The sequence below is a fragment of the Amycolatopsis kentuckyensis genome (assembly GCF_002155975.1).
Taxonomy (GTDB): Bacteria; Actinomycetota; Actinomycetes; order Mycobacteriales; family Pseudonocardiaceae; genus Amycolatopsis; species Amycolatopsis kentuckyensis.
The window spans coordinates 1-808 of the sequence record NZ_MUMI01000742.1; the positions used below are offsets into that span (position 1 = coordinate 1).

Genomic DNA, 808 nt, shown 5'->3' on the forward strand with positions numbered 1-808 from the left:
CGAGCGCGGGGACGCGGCCGCCGGGGTAGGCGTCGACGAAGGCCAGGTAGTACCAGTCGCCGTTCTGCGTCTGCACCAGGCCGCCCTGGTGCGGGACGCCGCCGCCGGAGATCGGGCCCGGCAGGTCCAGCAGCACCTGCTGGATGGTGTAGGGCCCCCAAGGACTGCTGGCCTTGAGGATGTACTGGCCGTTGGCCGGGCGGGTCACGAAGATGTAGTAGCTGCCGTTCCGCTTGTAGAACCGGGAACCTTCGAGCGTGCCGATGTTCGACGGCGTCTGGAAGACCTGCTGCGAGCGGACTTCGGTCTTCCCGTCCTTGGAGAGCTGGGCGACGCTGAGGGTGGTGTTGCCGTAGGCGACGTACATCGTGTCGTCGTCGTCGACGAGCATGCCGGCGTCGTAGTAGCACTTGTCGATCGTCGTGTGCTTCGACCAGGTGCCGTCCACGGCGGTGGCGGTGTAGATGTAGGTCTTGGCGAAGTCGATGCAGCCGCCCCAGTAGTACGTGTCGTTGCTGGCGCGGTGGTTGAAGAACGACGCCCAGATCCCGCGGACGTACCCGCGTCCGCCGCTCATGTCGTACTTCGCGCCGAAGTCCAGCTTGGGCACGGAGTGGCCGGCGAACTCCCAGTTCACCAGGTCGTAGGAGCGCAGGATCGGCGCGCCGGGGGAGTAGTGCATCGTCGAGGCGGAGTAGTAGTAGGCGTTGCCGACCCGGATGATGTCGACGTCGGCGAAGTCCTGCCACAGCACCGGGTTGGTGAACGTCGACGGCTGGTTCGGGGTGGTCGTGGTGGTGGGGGTCGT

General features: G+C 66.3%; 1 protein-coding gene. It reads right to left on the bottom strand.

Annotated features, from left to right (window positions below):
* Positions 1-808, bottom strand: an 808-nt coding sequence (locus CCN39_RS47015; RefSeq protein WP_143264451.1) for a glycoside hydrolase 43 family protein, incomplete at both ends; no start/stop codon positions are given.